The sequence below is a fragment of the Rheinheimera soli genome, assembly GCF_031457405.1.
In the GTDB taxonomy this organism is placed as follows: Bacteria; Pseudomonadota; Gammaproteobacteria; order Enterobacterales; family Alteromonadaceae; genus Pararheinheimera; species Pararheinheimera soli_A.
Genome location: NZ_JAVDWR010000004.1, coordinates 297,607 through 313,241 on the forward strand (window position 1 = coordinate 297,607; position 15,635 = coordinate 313,241).

General features: G+C 46.2%; 18 protein-coding genes and 3 tRNA genes. 16 read left to right on the forward strand and 5 right to left on the reverse strand.

The features are described 5' to 3' along the window. Positions 1–6 precede the first annotated feature (6 nt). Positions 7–315, reverse strand: a complete 309-nt coding sequence (locus tag J2W69_RS09465) for a prephenate dehydrogenase (RefSeq protein ID WP_310277253.1) — start codon at positions 313–315, stop codon at positions 7–9. Positions 316–479: 164 nt separating this feature from the next. Here J2W69_RS09465 and J2W69_RS09470 point away from each other — a divergent pair, with 164 nt between their 5' ends. Next, a complete protein-coding gene (locus tag J2W69_RS09470) occupies positions 480–875 on the forward strand; it encodes a MerC domain-containing protein (RefSeq protein WP_310277256.1) in 396 nt (131 codons plus the stop codon). Between the two features lie 15 nt (positions 876–890). Here the strand turns inward: J2W69_RS09470 and J2W69_RS09475 are convergent, their stop codons facing one another. From J2W69_RS09475 to rsgA, 3 genes are all read right to left on the reverse strand, one after another. Continuing rightward, complete coding sequence (locus tag J2W69_RS09475) at positions 891–1,574, reverse strand: glycerophosphodiester phosphodiesterase (protein WP_310277258.1); 684 nt, start codon at positions 1,572–1,574, stop codon at positions 891–893. Between the two features lie 75 nt (positions 1,575–1,649). Then, positions 1,650–2,516, reverse strand: a complete 867-nt coding sequence (gene asd, locus J2W69_RS09480; protein WP_310277261.1) for an archaetidylserine decarboxylase — start codon at positions 2,514–2,516, stop codon at positions 1,650–1,652. Positions 2,517–2,530: 14 nt separating this feature from the next. Beyond that, positions 2,531–3,574: a small ribosomal subunit biogenesis GTPase RsgA gene (gene rsgA, locus J2W69_RS09485; RefSeq protein ID WP_008899570.1), complete on the reverse strand. Its 1,044-nt coding sequence runs from the start codon at positions 3,572–3,574 to the stop codon at positions 2,531–2,533. A gap of 130 nt (positions 3,575–3,704) precedes the next feature. Between rsgA and orn the strand changes: the two genes are divergently transcribed. The 6 genes from orn to J2W69_RS09515 all read left to right on the forward strand — a co-directional run bounded on the left by orn (position 3,705) and on the right by J2W69_RS09515 (position 5,592). Further along, positions 3,705–4,256: an oligoribonuclease gene (gene orn, locus J2W69_RS09490; RefSeq protein WP_310277266.1), complete on the forward strand. Its 552-nt coding sequence runs from the start codon at positions 3,705–3,707 to the stop codon at positions 4,254–4,256. Between the two features lie 127 nt (positions 4,257–4,383). After that, positions 4,384–4,459 (forward strand) — tRNA-Gly (locus tag J2W69_RS09495). Positions 4,460–4,514: 55 nt separating this feature from the next. Then, positions 4,515–4,590: transfer RNA gene (locus J2W69_RS09500), tRNA-Gly, on the forward strand. Positions 4,591–4,640: 50 nt separating this feature from the next. Beyond that, positions 4,641–4,716, forward strand: a tRNA-Gly gene (locus J2W69_RS09505). 124 nt (positions 4,717–4,840) lie between these two features. Further along, positions 4,841–5,335, forward strand: a complete 495-nt coding sequence (locus J2W69_RS09510) for a DUF4442 domain-containing protein (RefSeq protein WP_310277269.1) — start codon at positions 4,841–4,843, stop codon at positions 5,333–5,335. Positions 5,336–5,361: 26 nt separating this feature from the next. Further along, positions 5,362–5,592, forward strand: a complete 231-nt coding sequence (locus J2W69_RS09515; RefSeq protein WP_310277272.1) for a DUF1289 domain-containing protein — start codon at positions 5,362–5,364, stop codon at positions 5,590–5,592. Here the strand turns inward: J2W69_RS09515 and queG are convergent. Further along, complete coding sequence (gene queG / locus J2W69_RS09520; RefSeq protein WP_310277275.1) at positions 5,561–6,724, reverse strand: tRNA epoxyqueuosine(34) reductase QueG; 1,164 nt, start codon at positions 6,722–6,724, stop codon at positions 5,561–5,563. The two genes, J2W69_RS09515 and queG, sit on opposite strands and share 32 nt — an antisense overlap. A gap of 202 nt (positions 6,725–6,926) precedes the next feature. On the opposite strand from queG, the gene tsaE reads away from it, so the two are divergent. The 9 genes from tsaE to J2W69_RS09565 form a co-directional block, all read left to right on the forward strand. After that, a complete protein-coding gene (tsaE, locus tag J2W69_RS09525) occupies positions 6,927–7,412 on the forward strand; it encodes a tRNA (adenosine(37)-N6)-threonylcarbamoyltransferase complex ATPase subunit type 1 TsaE (protein ID WP_310277277.1) in 486 nt (161 codons plus the stop codon). Then, positions 7,409–8,857 (forward strand): N-acetylmuramoyl-L-alanine amidase, encoded by a 1,449-nt coding sequence (locus J2W69_RS09530; RefSeq protein ID WP_310277281.1) that lies wholly within the window; start codon positions 7,409–7,411, stop codon positions 8,855–8,857. Before tsaE ends, J2W69_RS09530 begins: the two co-directional genes overlap by 4 nt. Next, a complete protein-coding gene (mutL, locus tag J2W69_RS09535) occupies positions 8,857–10,602 on the forward strand; it encodes a DNA mismatch repair endonuclease MutL (RefSeq protein WP_310277284.1) in 1,746 nt (581 codons plus the stop codon). The genes J2W69_RS09530 and mutL overlap by 1 nt, the downstream gene beginning before the upstream one ends. Next, positions 10,592–11,512, forward strand: coding sequence for a tRNA (adenosine(37)-N6)-dimethylallyltransferase MiaA (miaA, locus tag J2W69_RS09540; protein ID WP_310277287.1), 921 nt, complete (start codon positions 10,592–10,594; stop codon positions 11,510–11,512). Before mutL ends, miaA begins: the two co-directional genes overlap by 11 nt. 96 nt (positions 11,513–11,608) lie before the next feature. After that, positions 11,609–11,866: an RNA chaperone Hfq gene (gene hfq / locus J2W69_RS09545; RefSeq protein ID WP_008899561.1), complete on the forward strand. Its 258-nt coding sequence runs from the start codon at positions 11,609–11,611 to the stop codon at positions 11,864–11,866. 16 nt (positions 11,867–11,882) lie between these two features. Beyond that, entirely contained in the window at positions 11,883–13,169 is a 1,287-nt protein-coding gene (hflX, locus tag J2W69_RS09550) for a ribosome rescue GTPase HflX (protein WP_310277292.1), read from the forward strand. A gap of 72 nt (positions 13,170–13,241) precedes the next feature. Beyond that, positions 13,242–14,405, forward strand: coding sequence for an FtsH protease activity modulator HflK (hflK, locus tag J2W69_RS09555; protein WP_310277295.1), 1,164 nt, complete (start codon positions 13,242–13,244; stop codon positions 14,403–14,405). 3 nt (positions 14,406–14,408) lie between these two features. Beyond that, positions 14,409–15,293, forward strand: coding sequence for a protease modulator HflC (gene hflC / locus J2W69_RS09560; RefSeq protein WP_310277298.1), 885 nt, complete (start codon positions 14,409–14,411; stop codon positions 15,291–15,293). A gap of 138 nt (positions 15,294–15,431) precedes the next feature. Next, positions 15,432–15,635 (forward strand): transposase (locus J2W69_RS09565; protein WP_310277301.1); only part of this gene is annotated, 204 nt, incomplete at its 3' end.

A 15,635-nucleotide genomic window follows, 5' to 3' on the forward strand; every position in this document is an offset into this window, starting at 1 on the left:
AATGAGCTATTTTGTAATGACCTGACGAAACTCAGCTAAGGTCTTGTGTAATAACTGAATTTGTTTGACCACCCGCTGCAAAGTTGCGGTATTAAATTGCTGAGTCTGGCGCATAGCGGCAACTTGTTCAGCAGCTTCGCTTAAATAAGGCATAAATCTGTCGCTGCTGACCTGGAAACTTTTGTCATCAACAAAAATGCGTTGATATTTACCATGGCCCTGCTGTTGCACCTCATCCAATAGAGCGTCTGCATCCACAGCTTTGCGGTACAACTCTTTTAAGTTCTGATCCAATTGATCCAATAATTGATCCACGACTCTGCCTCCAAAAAATTTTCCGCATTATGCCATAGCAGAGGCCAGAAACCGATTCAGTCAGCCAGCTTTTCTCTGCAGACAGGAAAAGAATAGGACAGGCGGTTTGTTTTTCTTTTGATTTGTTATATTATCTCACTCCTTCAAAAACGGAGTGTCAATTCGTGCTGAGTCAGGTTCGTACTACATTGGATAAAGTAGGTATAGCTATCACATCTTTGTGTGCTATCCATTGCATTATGCTGCCTGTGTTATTGCCCGTTTTACCACTGTTGGGCTTAAGCGCCTGGCATAATCATGCCTTTGAGCAGATTATCTTATTGATCACTATGGCCTTGGGTTTTATTACCTTGTTTGCTGGTTTCCACCGTTACCATAAAAAGATCTACCCTTTTTATTCGTTGTTTTTAGGTGGCTTTATTTATTGGCAAAAAGACATTTTTGGCCATGACTATGAACACTATATTCTGATTGTCGGCGCATCTTTTGTGGTGCTGGCACATATCTTAAATATACGTTTGTGTAATCAGTGCCATAGCTGCGATAGCCATAAAGACTGATCCTCTTTTACGCTGTTACCAGCTTCTGGCTTGCTGCGGATAATTACAAAAAATGCCATCTACTCCCAACTGCTGCATTTTTGCGGCAGTCACAGCATCGTTTACTGTATAAACCAGCACTTTTAAGCCACGTTGATGTGCATCCGCAACCATCTGTTGATCAATAAAATCCTTATCACAATTCACAGACCAGGCGCCCAGCTCTGATGCGAAGGCGGCATAATCCAGCGGTAACGAAGCTGTTAAAGCGCCGGTTTTTAAATCTGGCCTCTGTGTTTTAATGTATTTCAGCAGAGGATGATTAAAAGAAGAAATAAGCAGTTTATCCGGCTCTGTGCCCAGTTCAGTTTCAGCTTTTTTAAGCAGTTCTAATAAAGGCTCTGCAGTGTCTGCACCTTTGAGTTCGATATTCAGCAGCGTCTGATTGTTCACCAGTTGCAGCACTTGCCATAAAATAGGCACCTGCTGGCCTGAACCTGCGTCCAGTTGCTGTAGTTGCTTTAAGGTGAGATCCGACAAAAAACCTGTACCGTTGGTGGTACGGCTGACATTCTGGTCATGGATCACCACCAGAGTATTTTCAACACAAAACACATCAATTTCAATGCCATCGGCCTTTGCCAGCAAAGCTTGTTCTATCGCCAGCAAGGTATTTTCCGGGTAAGTACCGCTGGCACCACGGTGGGCAATAATCTGCATTTGTATTCTCCGTCGCCTTATGCAAAAACTCAGAGCAATAAAAAAGCAGAGACTAAGCTCTGCTTTTTTGTTTGATTAAGCCTTGTTGACTATATCGGCAAAAGGCTCACCCATTCGGGTGACCGCTGTTGGATATTGTTTGTCAGTAAATTCAATCTGACCAGCCTGGAACGCCAGGATCACTGTTGAACCCAGTTTAAAGCGGCCCATTTCTGCGCCTTTTTCTAAAGTAACAGCTTGTGGCCCTGTGGCAGGGTAAGTCCAGCGGAATACATCTTTACCTGCAGGTGGAGTTACAGTGCCTGCCCAGACAGTTTCTATGCTGGCTACTATAGTTGCGCCTACTAAGACCAAAGCCATAGGGCCCAGTTCAGTGTCAAAAATTGCCACTACACGCTCGTTACGGGCAAATAAATCCGGGACGTTTTCTGCGGTTAAAGGGTTCACTGAAAACAAGTCACCAGGCACATAAATCATTTCACGTAAGGTGCCGGTGATTGGCATATGAATACGGTGATAGTCTTTTGGCGCTAAATAAATAGTGGCAAACTTACCGCCAGCATAAGGCGCTGCCGTAGCCGCGTCACCACCTAATAAAGCCTGCAATGAGTAGTTGTGGTTCTTCGCCTGAATCAACTTGCCGTCGACAATGTCACCCAACTGACTGATAGCGCCATCGACCGGCTGACAAACGATATCAGCATCGGTATTGATTGGGCGTATACCTTCTTTTAATGGGCGGGTAAAAAATTCATTAAAGCTGGCATAGTCTGATGCTTTTTCAAATTGGGCTTCGGCCATATTAATTTTATAGGCCTTGATAAACAGGCTGATCAGCGCATGGCTGATAAAGCCCAGACGTGCCGCTGCCAGATAGCCAACAAGACGGGACAATAAATGTTTTGGCATTGCGTACTGCAATGCAATTTTGACTTTATCCATAGTGGATTTAAACCTCAGGGTTGAAAATAATTGGGTTTGTCCTGCGCCATACTGAGCAGGATTTTATGATAACTGGCAAAACGCTCCGGGTGAACTTCACCAATACTGACCGCATGTTGCAGTGCACAGCCCGGGTCATTTAAATGTTTACAGTCACGGAATTTACAGCGGCCCAGCCAGTCTTTAAATTCCGGAAAACCTAAAACAATCTGGTCTGGTTCTAAATGCCACAGCGCGAATTCACGGATACCGGGTGAATCAATTAAATCGCCGCCATCCGGTAAATGATACAAACGTGCTGTGGTGGTGGTGTGTTGGCCTAAACCTGAGTTTTCTGATACTTCGCGGGTTTCTACACCCAAATCAGGCAGCAGGTTATTCACTAAAGAGGACTTTCCTACACCAGACTGACCGACAAAAATGCTGACGCCTTGCTTCAGGTAAGAATCCAGCTGAGCTGTACCTTCACCGGTTTTAGCGCTCAGTAATAAAAACTCGTAACCAATGTTCTGATAAATCGCCAGTTGCTGATCGACTTCAGCGCGCTGCTCTTCGGTTAATAAATCAATTTTATTCAGCAGTAACAACGGCTTGATATGCATGGCTTCGGCGGCTATCAAGTAACGGTCGACAATATTCAGCGAAAACGCAGGTAAAACGGCTGAGACAATAATCATTAAATCTATATTGGCCGCTACAGGTTTTAAACCATCGTAAAAATCCGGGCGCAGTAATACAGACTCACGTTCTGCTACGGCCTCCACCACACCCTCAGGGCCACCACCAGGTACTTTAGTGCGGCAGAATACGACTTTGTCACCTGTGACTAAAGAGTTGATAGTACGACGGATATTGCAGCGGAAAATCTGGCCTGAGCTATCTTCAATATCGGCATGTTGACCAAAACGACTGATCACTAAGCCATGTTCAGCTTCAGCCAATAAGTCCGAATCCAGCTCTTTTTTGTTGGTTTTATTCTGAGCCCGGGCTAAACGACGATCCTGATTGGCGGCTATACGTTGATGCTGGCGTTGATTAAGGTGCTTTTTTTTGGTCACTGTGGCCTTGTGCCTTTACTGTCGCCTGACTGCGGCGGTTTTTACTTTGCTTAAGGCATAGTATGATACCGCTATTCGGGCAAGTTACAAAGCAGCAAAACTGGCTGCAAATAATCAAAGGTATTTAAGCATGGCGAGCAACGACAATAATCTGGTGTGGATCGATCTGGAAATGACAGGTCTGGATCCGGAAAAAGATGTGATTCTGGAAATGGCCACTATAGTGACCGACAGCCAGTTAAATATTCTTGCTGAAGGCCCGGTGTTCGCCATTAAAACACCAAAAGAAGTTTTAGATGCTATGGATGCATGGTGCACTGAAACCCATGGCAAAAGCGGTTTAACCAAACGTTGTCTGGAAAGCGACATTGAGCTGGCTGACGCTATGGCGCAAACGATCAGCTTCTTGTCAGCTTATGTTCCTGCTGGAAAATCCCCTATGTGTGGCAACAGCATTGGCCAGGACAGACGCTTTTTAGTCAAGTATGCGCCGGAATTTGAAGCCTTTTTTCACTACCGCAATCTGGATGTCAGCACAGTGAAAGAGTTGGCCAGAAGATGGTATCCGGAAGTGACTAAGCTGGTTAAAAAGTCATCAAGTCATTTAGCTTTGGATGATATTCGGGAATCTATTGCGGAATTAGCAGTTTATAAAACGCATTTTTTCAAAATTCCTGAATAAAATCTCTTGCAAAGGGCAGGGAATTTTGTAAAATGCGCGCCGCTTCGAACGAAAATTCAATTGAAGCGGCGTTTTTAGTAGTCTTCTTTAATTCCAACGTAAAGAGCATAGACTACGAAAACAGGATGCGGGCATAGCTCAGTTGGTAGAGCGCGACCTTGCCAAGGTCGAGGTCACGAGTTCGAGCCTCGTTGCCCGCTCCAAATCAAATTGGTCCACCAATAACCAGTTTGAAACAAAAATCAGTAATACCCCTAAGCGGGCATAGCTCAGTTGGTAGAGCGCGACCTTGCCAAGGTCGAGGTCACGAGTTCGAGCCTCGTTGCCCGCTCCAAATTTCAATCTTGTTCAATAATAAGTTCACTCTAATCAAACACTACCCATGCGGGCATAGTTGTGTTGGTAGAGCGCGACCTTGCCAAGGTCGAGGTCACGAGTTCGAGCCTCGTTGCCCGCTCCAAGTTTTATTCCCTTTTCTATTTTCAATTTGAATTCAAGACTTATTCTTTTGCCTCGAACCTAACTTGCTGGCTGATTTTATTACTGCTATCTTTGCCAAACTAAAACTTACAGGTAAGACCAGTATGAAAGCCATCAATAAACTTGGCCGTTATGTTGCCAAAATCAATCACTACTCTCCCTGGTTACGTTCACCTTTACTGACTTTGTTATTTGGCAAAGCAGTGAAGTTTGCCGGTACTGCTTCGGTCAAAGTGGATGTATTAAATTTTCAGCAAGCGCAGTTAAGCCTGGCGAATAAAACCAAAGTGCAAAATCATATAGGTTCTGTGCATGCAGCAGCTATGGCTTTGTTGGGCGAGTCGGCCAGTGGCTTTCTGGTCGGTTTGCATGTGGCGGACGATCGCATACCGCTGTTAAAGTCGATGCAGCTGAATTATGTCAAAAGAGCAACAGGCAAGCTGGTTGCTACGACGTCCTTAACTGAAGAGCAGATCCAGTTTATTCGCGACACAGAAAAAGGCGACATCACTATTCTGGTGAAAATTACTGACGAAGTGAGTGTAGAGCCAGTCATCGCAGAGTTTGTCTGGGCCTGGGTGCCGAAGCAGAGAAAATAAAGGCTGGATAGGGGGAATTGCAGGCTATGATTAATCTGGTAACGGAGGATTCTATGCCTGCATCACCTTGTAACCGGATCTGTTGTTTAAACCACTCTGACGTCTGTTTAGGTTGTGGCCGTACTTTGCAGGAAATTAAAGACTGGCATAGCGCCGACAAAACTCAAAAACTGCAAATTTTACAAAATTCGCAACAACGTTTGACTGCCAAACCCCAGTTTGACCTCAGGCATCCCGTGGCAACCCCTTCTGAATAACCCTTACTAAACGGTCAGTCTGTCGACTTAATAAATTCTGTTGCAACAGGCTTTTTTTCTGCTGTTGCAGCAAAGCCCACTGAATATGTTCCGATACCAACTCTTCACTTTGCGGTAGTTGTTGCTGCAACGCTTCAATAATGGCCAGATCATAAGGTGCATTACCCAAAGCCACAGCAATATTACGTTGCCAGCGTTGATAGCCTATGCGGCGAATAGCAGAACCTTGGGTGTAGTTTAGAAATTCGGCTTCAGTCCAGTGCCATAAATCCAGTAAAGATTTATTCAGCCACTGTGGTCTGCGCTGAAAGTCTTGCTCTTGTGTGGTGTCCGCCGCTCTGTTTACAGGGCAAACCAACTGGCAATCGTCACAGCCATAAATACGGTTGCCGAGCAGAGGCCGGAATTCTTCCGGAATAGCACCTTGCAGTTCAATGGTCAGATAAGAGATACAGCGTCTGGCGTCCACAGTGTAAGGCGCCACTATGGCCTGAGTAGGACAGATAGTGATGCAGGCAACACAAGTGCCGCAGTCACCTGTATGGACAGGATCGACAGGCAGGGGGATATCGACTAATAACTCGCCGAGGAAAAACCAGGAACCCGCATCCTGATTTAATACCAGACTATGTTTACCTTGCCAGCCCAAGCCTGCTTTTACTGCTAAAGGTCGTTCCAGAATAGGGGCTGAGTCCACAAAAGGCCTGAAGCCCAAGGCCCCTAGCTCTTTTTCAATACGTTCGCCCAGTTGTTTTAAGCGGTTACGGATCAGCTTATGGTAATCCCGTCCCAGTGCATAACGGCTGATATAAGCCATGGAGGGATCTGCCAGATTAGCGGCAAACTGTGCATGCTCTGGCAGATAGTCCATTCGTGCGCTGATCACGCGCAGAGTGCCTGGATGCAGTTCTGCAGGGCGCGCTCTTTTCATGCCATGCGCGGCCATATAGTCCATTTCACCATGAAAACCAGCATCCAGCCATTGCTGCAATTTAGCTTCTTCCGAGGTTAAATCTGTATCGGTAATGCCTATCTGCTGGAAGCCCAATTGCTGGCCCCAGACTTTAATTTGCTCTGCAAGATGCAGCCAATTGATGTTGCTGTTTGTAGTACTGAGGCTGTCGCTGGTCATCATTAAATCCGCTGTTTTTCGCCGCGCACTTTAGCATAAAAGCCAATCTGGTTTTTGCTTTGTCCTTTAAACATCGTGTTGCAGAAGAAACTGGCTGCACTGCGCTGTTTTTGTTAGCATAGCGACCAATTCATCTGCTGTACTTGAACAGCATGTGCGCTTAAAAAATAGTTATGACTGAGATCACTCAGCTTAGGTACAGATGACAGCTCAAAGTTACACTTTTCACTTAACGGATGAAGCCGCTACTTTGGCATTGGCGGCTTTATTTGCCCCCTATTTACGGCAGGGTGCTGTACTGTATTTACAAGGCGATTTAGGTGCAGGCAAAACCACCTTCAGCCGAGGTTTGCTGCAGGCCATGGGTCATCAGGGCAATGTAAAAAGCCCAACTTATACTTTGGTGGAACCTTATACTATTGCTGAACAGCCTGTATTTCATTTTGATTTGTACCGCCTGCGCGATCCGGAAGAGCTGGAGTTTATGGGTATTCGGGACTATTTCTCCAAAGGCAATTTGTGTCTGATTGAGTGGCCAGAACGTGGTTATGGTTTGTTGGCTGATGCCGATTTGGAGCTGAAATTACAGATTGATCACAACCAACGTCAGTTGAGTGTGACAGCGAATCAGCCTGACGCTGTGGCATGGATGGACGCTATCACTCTTCAGTGGAGTCAGCCTCAATGAGGCAGATAGTGCGGGTGTTTAGCCTGATGCTGTTGCTGCTGTGCAGTCATAGCTGGGCGGTGAATACTGTCAAAGGCGTACGGATTTGGCATGCTCCGGACAACACCAGACTGGTGTTGGATTTAGCAAACGCACCGTCGCATAAAGTAAAACGTTTAAGTAACCCAACACGGTTGGAAATCGAACTGGCCGGAGTAAACAGCTTAAATATAGGTGCTGTCACTGGTGACTCGCCCTTAGTTAAACGTGTTTATGCCAGCCGGACTCCAAGTGCTGCCACAGCAGTAGTCATAGAACTGTCTTTTCCTGTCAGCGACAGCATTTTTTCGTTGCCACCTTCACCTCCTTACGGCCATCGTTTAGTTGTTGATTTAAAAGCTCAGGGAGCTGCTACTTCCGCCAGTCAAGGTGCACCTGTCAGCTCAATTTCAACTACAAAACCTGCCGCTGTGGTGTCTCAACCTGCTCAGACCTCCTCTCAATCTGCAACAAGCAGCAGAGTCACTGGCCGCGATATTATTATTGCTATTGACGCGGGTCATGGCGGTCAGGATCCAGGTGCTGTTGGGCCTAAAGGCACCCATGAAAAAGTGATTACTCAGTCGGTATCACGCCAGTTAGCCGAGATGATCAATAAACAGCCGGGTTTAAAGGCGGTATTGACCCGTACCGGAGATTATTACATTCATCCAAATAAAAGACCTGAGATAGCAAGGCAAAAACAGGCCGATTTATTAATCTCTATTCATGCTGATGCAGTGCAAAACCGCAACGCTCATGGTGCTTCTGTTTGGGTGCTGTCAATGCGCCGTGCTACTACTGAAGTGGGCCGGATGCTGGAACAAACAGAGCAGCACTCGGAGTTATTAGGTGGTGTGGCTGAAGTCATCAAAGATTCAGCTAACGAACGTTATCTGGCGCAAACCGTATTGGATCTGTCGATGAACCATTCGATGGTGACTGGTTTTGAAGTGGCCAAAGAAGTACTACGTGAAATGTCGACCGTGGCGCATTTGCATAAAAAAGAGCCTCAGGCTGCCAGTTTAGCTGTATTAAAAGCACCTGATATTCCGTCTATTCTGGTAGAAACCGGTTTTATCTCTAACTACAACGAAGAGCGTTTACTGAAAGACCCAAATCATCAGCATAAGCTTGCACAGGCTATTTTCAGGGCTGTAAAAGGTTATTTTGAGAAATCACCACCTGCAGATTCGTTATTTGCCGCACATAAAAATAACGGCCGCTCCGTGCCTGCTGTGATGCCAACTGCACAAAACAGAGCTACTGCAGTTGCCAGCAGTGGCAACCGTACTCATAAAGTGAAACGTGGTGAGTCTTTATCCAGAGTGGCGAAACAGTATGGTGTCAGCATGGCGGAACTGCGCCGGCACAACAATCTGAAAAGCGACAATATTCTGATTGGCCAGGTGCTGCGGATCCCCTGATGCCTATTCAAATCTTACCTCCTCAACTGGCGAACCAGATTGCTGCAGGCGAAGTGGTAGAACGGCCTGCTTCTGTTGTTAAAGAGCTGGTCGAAAACAGCCTGGATGCAGGTGCCGATCAAATTTTGATTGAGATTGAGCGCGGTGGCAGTAAAAAAATTCTGATCCGTGATAATGGTTCAGGTATAGCTGAAGCTGAATTAGGCCTGGCGTTAAGCCGGCACGCCACCAGTAAAATCAGCTCTCTGGATGATTTAGAACAAATTGTCAGCCTTGGTTTCAGGGGCGAAGCTTTAGCTTCCATCAGTTCAGTTTCCCGTCTGACTTTAACCTCCAAGCCGGCAGCTCAGGATAAAGCCTGGCAAGCCTATGCCGAAGGCCGTGATATGCAGGTGCAAATTAAACCTGCAGCTCATCCCGACGGCAGCAGTATTGAAGTACTGGATCTGTTTTTTAATACGCCAGCCCGGCGTAAATTCTTGCGCAGCGATAAAACGGAGTTCGCTCATATAGACGAGCTGGTTAAGCGTTTAGCCTTAAGCCGCTTTGATGTCAGTTGGACTTTAATTCATAACGGTCAGACAGTGCGGCAACTGAAAAAAGCCGAAAGCCGTGAAGCTCAGCAAAAACGTGTTGCAGCTTTATGCGGTAAAAATTTTCTGGAGCAGGCCGCTTTTGTTGAAGTGGCGTACGACGATTTAAAACTCTGGGGCTGGGTATTGCAACCTTCGGCCTGCAAAGAGCAGCTACAGTGCCAGTACAGCTATGTCAACGGCCGTATGATGAAAGACAAGTTACTGAATCATGCGATACGACAGGCCTATGGTTCTCTGCTGACCAGCGAGCAGCAGCCCGCTTTTGTGCTCTATTTGGATATTAATCCACGTCAGGTCGATGTCAACGTGCATCCGGCTAAACATGAAGTCAGGTTTCACCAGGCCCGTTTAGTGCACGACTTTGTGGCATCGGCTTTAACCAATGCGCTGTTGCAGTTAGAACCTCAGCAAAACAGTGTTGAGCTGACAACCACTACTGAAGTTGCCGCCTTTTCAAGGTCAGAAACTCCCGCACAGCTAAGGGGAACTGAACAACGACAGCAGGCAGCAAGTGCTCCCGCTTATGCAGCCCGACCTTCAGCTTATGCCGGGCAAGCCTACCGACCTGCGGTGGCACAGCCAAAAGCACAAAGTTGGCCGATTTTTCCTGAAAAAGCACAGTTATCAAAGCCATCCGGCATCGAAGTACAACACGAAACTCTGATTAGCCAGAATCGTTATTTAATCTGTTCAGCTGTGGAACAATTATGGCTGGTGGATATTGCCAGCAGCGCAGCCAACTTATGGTTGGAGCAAGGGGCAGAGCCTTTACCTTTATTAATGCCGGTGCGGCTGGCGCTGCAACAAACTGAGCAGGAATTTTTGCTAAGCAAAGCGGCTTTATTAAGTCACCTGGGTTTTGACTTTTTGGTCAACAACCAGACGCTGATTGTCAGAGCTGTGCCTGCCTGGTTACGTCAAAGTGCGGTAGCGCAGTGGTTACCTCTGTGGTGGCAAGGCTGGTTGCAGCAGCAGGACTATCAACTGCTAAGCCTGTTACTGCAGCAGCTACTGAGTTCAGCTCTGTTGCAGGCTTCATCGTTAGTTAAGCATTTCCCACTGTTAAGTCAGCAGGGGCCATATTGGCATGCTGTGCCTTTAGATTTAACAGCTTCTATTCAGTTATTACAGGACTCAGATGGATCCTAAAGTTATTTTTTTAATGGGGCCTACCGCCAGTGGTAAAACTGCACTGGCGATTGACCTGTACAAAAGCATCCCTTCTGAGCTGATCAGTGTCGATAGCGCCCTAATTTATAAAGGCATGGATATAGGCACTGCCAAGCCAACTGCGGCAGAGCTTGCAGACGCGCCTCATCATTTAATTGATATCCTTGACCCGGCTTCAGCTTATTCAGCAGCCGACTTTCGCATTGATGCGCTACGACTTATTGCTGATATCCACAGCAGAGGGAAAACCGCTATTCTGGTGGGCGGCACCATGTTGTATTTCCGCACTTTGTTGCAGGGCATATCGCCTTTGCCCGAAGCGGATCCAGAAATACGACAACAGATAGAAGCTGAAGCTGCACAGCATGGTTGGGGGTATTTACATCAGCAACTGGCAGACTTTGATCCTGTGTCGGCGGCTCGTATTCACCCTAATGATCCGCAAAGGGTAAACCGGGCTGTAGAGGTTTTCCGATTAACAGGCAAGAGCCTGACTGAGCTGACCGAGCACAAAGGTGAGCCTTTTCCATACCCAGTGCAACAATTTGCTATCAATCCAACAGATCGGTCTGAACTTCACCACCGTATAGCTGTCAGATTCCGGCAAATGTTAGATTGTGGTTTTGCGGATGAAGTAAAAGCTTTGATGCAAAGGTCTGATCTGCATTTGGATTTACCTTCGATGCGTTGTGTTGGTTATCGCCAGATGTGGTTACACTTGCAAGGGCAGTTGTCTGAGCAGGAGATGCTGGAGCAAGGTATTGCTGCAACACGTCAACTGGCGAAACGGCAATTAACCTGGTTACGCAGTTGGCCTGAATTAAATTGGTTAAAAACCGAAGACAAACAGGCAGAAAACTTGCAAGCCATTTTAACTTCGCTAAGCTAGTTGAAGATAATTGAAAAAAAGTTGTTATTTAACGACTTGAAAATAATATAATAATCCATATATAGAGAAACATAATTAGAAATAAGGAAAGCGAAAATGGCAAAGGGCCAATCGTTACAAGACCCGTTTTTAAATACTTTAAGACGCGAGCGTATCCCAGTCTCTATTTATCTGGTGAACGGTATTAAACTGCAGGGACAAATCGAGTCTTTTGATCAATTTGTGATCCTTCTCAAAAACACAGTCAGTCAAATGGTCTATAAACATGCCATTTCTACTGTAGTCCCAGCTCGTGCTGTCAATACTATGGCTAGCCATGGTACTGGTACAGGCGATATGGACGAGATGGAATAACCAGGAATTCTAAAGCTTGTTTGACAGCGATATGGTGCCCGAGCAAGCGATCCTTGTGCATATCTATCTTTCACAAGACAGTGCCAGTGAAGATTTGCAGGAACTGGAGATGCTTGTTTCGTCGGCTGGAGTTGAATCACGTGCTGTGATGACTGCCAACCGTAGTACGATCGACGCCAAATTTTTTCTTGGTAGTGGCAAAGCGGCAGAACTAGCGCAAGCTGTCGCTGAGCTGCAAGTTGATCTGATTATTTTTAATCACTCTTTAACCCCAGCTCAAACCCGTAACCTGGAATTGCTTTGTCAGTGCCGGGTTATTGATCGTACCACTTTGATCCTGGATATTTTTGCCCAGCGCGCCCGCAGCTACGAAGGTAAGCTGCAGGTTGAGCTGGCTCAGCTGAAACATCTGTCGTCACGTTTAGTACGTGGCTGGGATAATGCTGAGCGGCAAAAAGGCGGTATAGGCATGAGAGGGCCGGGGGAAACCCGCCTCGAAACCGACAGACGTTTACTGCGGGATAAAATCACGGCTTTGTTACTGAAGCTGGATAAAGTGAGTAAGCAACGCGAACAAGGCCGTAAAGCCCGACAACGTGCTGAAATTCCTGTGGTGTCTTTGGTAGGCTACACCAATGCTGGTAAATCTACTTTATTTAACCGCCTGACCAGTTCGGATGTATATGCAGCCGATCAGCTGTTTGCTACTTTGGACCCAACGCTGCGGCAAGTTAAACTGCCGGAGTTTGGCTCTATCATTTTTGCCGATACCGTTGGTTTTATCCGGCACTTGCCTCACGACTTAGTTGCAGCTTTTAAATCAACTTTGCAGGAAAGCCGTGATGCCGATTTACAATTGCATGTGATTGATGTGGCTGACCAACGTATGGCGGATAATATCAAGCAAGTGCAACTGGTGTTGCATGAGATTGACGCTGATCAGGTGCCGCAGTTACTGGTGTTTAATAAAATTGACCAGACTGAGCAGCAGGCCCGTATAGAATACAACGAGCAGGCCGAACCCATAGCTGTATATATTTCTGCGAAGCAAGATATGGGTATCGAATTACTGCTGCAAGTGATCCGCGAGCGTTTAGCAGATGATTACATGCAACTGGATTTAAAGCTGCCTGCCGATGCAGCTGTGTGGCGGGCACGTTTACATGAATTGTCAGCGGTTCAGACTGAATCTTTTACCGACCTGGGTGAAACTCAGGTGAGAATAGCGTTATCAAAAGCAGAGTGGGCACGTTTACTGAAACAAAGTGACGGACTGTTACAAAACTATATAGTCCGAACTTAGTTTTTTTATCGTCAGCCTTGAGCTTTTTTTGATACATTAGTTTCAATATCACAATTAGAGATGGAGTGAAGCATGGCTTGGAATGAGCCGGGCAATAACGGCAAAGATAAAGACCCTTGGAAACAAGGTGGTCGTGATCAAGGCCCGCCCGATTTAGATGAAGTCTTCCGCAACTTAAGCAAAAAGTTCGGTGGTATCTTTGGTGGCAATAAAAACAGCGGTAACAGCAACAGTAACAACAGTGGTGGTTCTGCCGCGCTGATATTAATACTGGTGGTTGCATTACTGGTCTGGGCTTTCAGCGGTTTCTATACCATTAAAGAATCAGAACGTGGTTTGATCTTACGTTTTGGTCAGTATCACTCTGAAGTGATGCCAGGTATTCACTGGAAACCCACTTTTATCGATACGGTGACGCCAGTTGATATCACCAGCGTTCGTTCATTACGTACTGATGGTTTTATGCTGACTCAGGATCAAAACCTGGTTCGTGTCACCTTTGAAATTCAGTACCGTGTGTTTGACGCCCGTGCTTATAAGTTCTCTGTGGTGGATGCTGACAACAGTTTGCGTGAAGCTACAGATGCAGCTTTACGTTATGTAGTCGGTCACTCCATTATGGATGACGTACTGACCAAAGGCCGTGAAGTGATCCGCCAGAATACAAGAACTGAGCTGGAGCAAATTATTTCACCTTACGCTATGGGTTTACAGTTGGTTGATGTCAACTTCCGTGATGCCCGTCCACCAGAAGAAGTGAAAGAAGCTTTTGATGATGCGATTTCAGCACAGGAAGATGAACAACGTTATATCCGTGAAGCAGAAGCCTATGCCCGTGAAATTGAACCACGTGCCCGTGGTCAGGTAAACCGGATGATGCAGGAAGCTGAAGCCTATAAACAACAAATTTTGTTAAAAGCTCAGGGTGAAGTGGCTCGTTTCGAGAAACTATTACCTGAATATCTGGCAGCACCACAAGTGACCCGTGACCGTATGTACTTAGAGACTATGGAGCAGGTATATGGTAACAGCTCCAAGGTATTGGTTGATGTGAAAAATGGTAACAACATTATGTATTTACCTTTGGACAAAATGATCAATAACAGTGGCGATACTAAAGCTCCTGCTATAAATCCTTTGTCGCCAAACAGCAGAACCAATAGTAACGATGGCAGAACTCCGGATCTGCGCCCTGAAGCAAGCCGTGCTGACAGCACCAGAACTGGCAGAGGTTAAGTGATGAAAAATTTAGTATTAGCCTTAATTGCTATCTTAGGTATTGTTGCTGTGTCTTCAGTCTTTGTTGTCCCTGAAGGTGAACGCGGTATTGTGATTCGTTTTGGTAAAATCCAGCGTGATGACGCAGAAATGGTGCGTGTATTTGAACCAGGCCTGCATTTTAAAGTGCCGCTGATTGAAAACGTTCGTAAGTTGGATGCTCGTATCCAGACTTTGTCCGATCCGTCGTCTGATCGTTTTGTAACTGCCGAGAAAAAAGATCTATTGGTCGACAGCTATGTGAAATGGCGTATTGCCGATTTTGGTAAGTATTTCTTATCGACAGGCGGTAATTTGTCGCAGGCTGAAGTGCTGTTAAAGCAATACATCAACAACGGTTTGCGGACTGAGTTTGGTAGCCGGACCATTCAGGAAATTGTGTCTGGTGAGCGTACTCAACTGATGCAACGTGCGATGGAACAGGCTGATGCTGGTGCAAAAGAATTAGGTATTAATGTCCTTGATGTTCGTGTGAAGAAAATCAATTTACCTGACGAAATCAGCAACTCGATTTTCCAGCGTATGCGTGCTGAACGTACTGCAGTGGCAAAAGAACACCGCAGCCGTGGTATGGAACAGTCTGAAATTATCAAAGCTGACGTAGACGCCCGCGTGACTATTATGGTTGCCGACGCTGAACGTAACTCCCGTACAGTGCGTGGTGAAGGTGATGCTTCTGCTGCAAAAGTTTATGCAGACGTGTACAGCAAAAACAGCGAGTTCTACAGTTTTGTTCGTAGTTTAGAAGCCTACAGAAACAGCTTCCAAAACAAAAACGACGTGATGGTGATCCAGCCAGACAACGACTTCTTTAAATACATGAAGTCAGATAAAGTGCAAAACTAAGCTGACAACAGCTTGTTTTCATTAAACAGTAAAGGCCCTGCGGGGCCTTTTTTCTGTCTATGGAAGGACGGTGTAGTGGTCTAATAAAACCGGACACCAAGTTAGGTGGTAAAATCAAACCATCGAACGAGGTGAATAATGACAACAGATCGCCGGAGTTTTACTCCAGAATTTAAACGTGATGCAGCCAAATTGGTTGTTGAGCAAGGATACACCATTAGCGAGGCCTGCAAAGCCATGGGGGTTGGCGAAACCGCCATGCGCCGCTGGGTTGAACAGTTAAAGTCTGAACATCAGGGAATAACACCCAGCTCCAAAGCGTTAACGGCGGAGCAACAGCGA